Here is a 3470-nt window from a genome sequence, read left to right as displayed (position 1 = left end):
CTGCCGCTGTGTGCGGCCGGGCTGGCGGCCGCCTTTGCATGGATCCCCGCGCGCCGTGCAGCGGCAGCGCCGGCCGCGCCCTCCCGTTCCATCCGCGCACTCGACCTGCGCGGCCAGTTCATCGCGATCGCGATGCTGACCGCGCTGACCGGCGCCGTGATCGAATGGCGGCCGCTCGGCTTCACGCATCCGGTCGTCGCCGGCGGCTTCGCGCTGGCCGCACTCGCCGCGCTCGCGTTCGTCGCGGTGGAAGCGCGCACGGCCACGCCGATGCTGCCGCTGTCGCTGTTCCGCCATCGCACGTTCAGCGCGGCCGTGCTGTTCGGGATCTGCGTGAACCTCACGTACTACGGCACCGTGTTCGTGCTCGCGCTGTACCTGCAGCGCGCACGCGGCGAATCGGCGTTGCAGGCCGGCCTCGCGTTCCTGCCGCTGACGGGCGGCTTCCTGCTGTCGAACCTCGCTAGCGGCCGCGTCGTGGCGCGTCACGGCCCGCGGGCGCCGATGCTGGCGGGTGCGCTCGTCGCTGCGCTTGGCTACGGGTCGCTGCATTTCATCGACGCGTCGACGCCGCTGGCCTTCCTGCTCGTGCCGTTCCTGCTGATTCCGACGGGTATGGGTTTCGCGGTGCCGGCGATGACGACTGCCGTGCTCGCGTCGGTCGCGCCCGAGCGGGCCGGCATCGCGTCGGCCGTGCTGAATACCGCACGGCAGGCCGGCGGCGCGATGGGCGTCGCCGCGTTCGGTGCGCTCGCCGGCGGTGGCGGCGCAGCACAGGTCGTGGACGGGTTGCGGATCGAAACGGCCGTGTCGGTCGCGCTGCTCGTCACCGCCGCGCTGCTCGCGACGCTGGTGCGACCCGATGCGCATCGCGGCGCATCGCCCGCGCATCAGGCGGTGGCGGCGGCCGACTGAACGGGTGCGGTCATGCGTCGCCGGGGTCGCGCTGGATCAGGTGACGCCACGGAAACACGTTGCCCTTGAAGTGACTCACGTAGCCGCCGCTGCCGGCCTGGATCACCATGAACGACAGCCGCGGATGCAGTGCCTGCAGCGCTTCGAGCGCCTCCCGGTCGAGACAGGTGTTTCTCAGCGTCAGCGTGTGGAGCCGCTGGCCGGCCCGGCTCTTCAGCAAGCGCTCGTAGGCGGCGAACGACGTCACGCTGCTGGCATCGCGCTCGCGCTTCCACGTCGAGTGCAATGCCGTCGATTCGGAGAAATCGAGCCAGCTGAGCGACGACAGGTTGTCGCTGTCCGCAAGACGATCGATGAACTGTTGCGTGTCATCGCCACCGCCGATGCGCAGCCGCTCGAGATGTGAAAGCGGTACGTCGAAGAAACGCGCGTCGGGTGCATTCGGCACCGTCAGCTCGGTGAGAAACGGCGCCTTCGCGGCAAAGCGGGCAATCTCGCCGCCCTCCTGCATGATCAGGTCGCGGCGCACGATCATCGACTGGTTGTGATCGGCCGGCTCGGTCGGCCGCACATACAGCGAGCGCATCATCGGAAAGCGCGCATCCGAATCGAGCAGCGGACCGAAATCCCATTCGCGCGTACCGTTCGCGCCTTCGTCCACGCCGCTGAACGCGAGGTCGGTCACGAGATCCGCGACGTCCCGCTCTGCCAGGCATTGCAGCGTCCAGTCGAACGGTTCGTCCCACGCGCCGCCGAAGTACCGGACATGCAGCCCGGCCCGCATCGGCGCGACGGTCACATGGTTGAAATCGGTCTGCCACAGCGGCTCCGCAGGATCGGCATGATCGCGCCCGTCCTCGGCACCCTCGCGCTCGCAGTAGTCGTGAATACGACGCTGCAGGTCGAGCAATTGCCGATAGCCGGCAGAATCCAGCGGGTGGGACATGGCGATGCGGCTCCGGTCAACGACGATCGCGACAGTCTAGCGGACGGTGCAGCCGTCGCGCACGACGCTCATCGCCGCGGCGCGTCCGCTTCGTCGCCGACTTTCCTCACGACCGTCTCCGCCGCCTTCAAAGGCCGGCCGTCGTCATGCCGCAGCGCGAGCTTGCGAACGGCGCGCCCTGTGCTGCGGTCGACCAGCACCGAATGCGGCTCGCCGCGCGCAAACAGGTTCGCCTCGCCCCACTGCCGCAACATCACGATCACGGGAAACAGCCCTTCGCCCTTTTTGGTCAGCGCGTACTCCTGGTACGCGGTGCCGTCGGATGCCGGCACGACGTCGAACACACCGGCGTCCACCAGCATCTTCAGCCGGTCGGACAGGATGTTGCTCGCGACACCGAGGCTCGCGCGGAAATCGCCGAACCGGCGCACGCCGTCGAACGCATCGCGCACGATCAGCAACGCCCAGCGATCGCCGACGATATCGGTCGCCCGCGCCACCGGGCACGGCGAGTCCGCAAGACTTTTCTGCCTGGCCATGTTCCTCTCCGCAATCTTGCCGGCCGCCTTCGCGGCAGCGCCGGCCATCCGTGCACGAGCCAGCGCCCGTCACACAACAGGTTGCATTTTAAAACTACTTTTCCTACACTCCATACCAGTTTCAATTTGCAACTACTTTGCACGAGGGAACCCATGGAGTCGTCCTGTCATTCCGGCACCGTTGCATCGAACGTGCCGACACATGCTGCGCATCCGGCCGACGGCGGCCGCCTGTCCTCGGCGCGCGTCGCGTTGCTGGCCGTCTGCTGCGCGGCCAGTGTCGCGAACGTCTACTACGCGCAGCCGCTGCTCGATTCGATCGCGCGGGATTTCGGCGTGTCGCAGGCGGCCGTCGGCGGCGTCATCACCGCGACGCAGCTCGGCTGTGCACTCGCGCTGCTGTTCGTCGTGCCGCTCGGCGACCTGCTGAACCGCAAGCGACTGATCACCGTGCAGCTCCTGCTGCTGACGGCGGCCTGCATCGGCGTGGCCGCATCATCGACGCGCGTCGCGCTGCTGGCGGGGATGGTCGCGGTCGGGCTGCTCGGCACCGCGATGACGCAAGGGCTGATCGCGTGCTCGGCCGCGCTCGCGGGCGCCGGCGAACGCGGGCGCGTGGTGGGCGCCGCACAGGGCGGCGTCGTGGTCGGGTTGCTGGCCGCCCGCTCGCTGGCGGGCGTCGTCACCGATATCGCGGGCTGGCGGGCCGTCTATCTGGTGTCGGGAGCGCTCGCGATCGTGATGCTCGTCGTGCTGTCGCGGTTGTTGCCGAACGAGAACGGGCCACGCGAGTGCATCGGTTATGCGGCGCTGCTGCGATCGATGGTGGCGCTGCTGCGCAATGAGCGCGTGCTGCGCGTGCGTGGCGTGATCGCGCTGCTGATGTTCGCCGCCTTCAGCATCTTCTGGAGCGCGCTGGTGCTGCCGCTGAGCGCGCCGCCGCACGCGATGTCGCATACGCAGATCGGTGCGTTCGGCCTGGTCGGCGCCCGATCGGCCGAGCACACGCCTGACCTCCCGTCACTTCCTGTTCTCTCCTCTCCCGTCTCCTCCCTCCCAACCACCACCCC

The 3470-nt window shown here is 68.8% G+C and carries 4 protein-coding genes; 2 read left to right on the top strand and 2 right to left on the bottom strand.

Annotated features, from left to right (window positions below; translation table 11 throughout):
• Nucleotides 1-915 (top strand): MFS transporter (locus G3O00_RS41090; RefSeq protein ID WP_206146421.1); only part of this gene is annotated, 915 nt, incomplete at its 5' end.
• A 10-nt stretch (nt 916-925) separates the two neighbouring features.
• Here the strand turns inward: G3O00_RS41090 and G3O00_RS41085 are convergent.
• Together G3O00_RS41085 and G3O00_RS41080 are read right to left on the bottom strand one after the other, a co-directional pair.
• Nucleotides 926-1861, bottom strand: a complete 936-nt coding sequence (locus G3O00_RS41085) for a hypothetical protein (protein WP_206146420.1) — start codon at nt 1859-1861, stop codon at nt 926-928.
• 68 nt (nt 1862-1929) lie between these two features.
• Entirely contained in the window at nt 1930-2400 is a 471-nt protein-coding gene (locus G3O00_RS41080; protein WP_011355858.1) for a helix-turn-helix domain-containing protein, read from the bottom strand.
• A gap of 153 nt (nt 2401-2553) precedes the next feature.
• On the opposite strand from G3O00_RS41080, the gene G3O00_RS41075 reads away from it, so the two are divergent.
• The coding region (locus G3O00_RS41075) for an MFS transporter (protein ID WP_241025578.1) at nt 2554-3470 on the top strand (917 nt) is incomplete at its 3' end.

This window comes from Burkholderia sp. Ac-20384, from assembly GCF_017104605.1.
In the GTDB taxonomy this organism is placed as follows: Bacteria; Pseudomonadota; Gammaproteobacteria; order Burkholderiales; family Burkholderiaceae; genus Burkholderia; species Burkholderia lata.
The sequence above is the reverse complement of the archived record's forward strand: the minus strand, read 5'-3'. Positions and strand labels throughout refer to the sequence as shown.

Bases quoted from the DNA above. Each gene is read 5' to 3' on its own strand.
- G3O00_RS41085 (WP_206146420.1), bottom strand. From the start codon at position 1,861: ATGTCCCACCCGCTGGATTCTGCCGGCTATCGGCAATTGCTCGACCTG.
- G3O00_RS41080 (WP_011355858.1), bottom strand. From the start codon at position 2,400: ATGGCCAGGCAGAAAAGTCTTGCGGACTCGCCGTGCCCGGTGGCGCGG.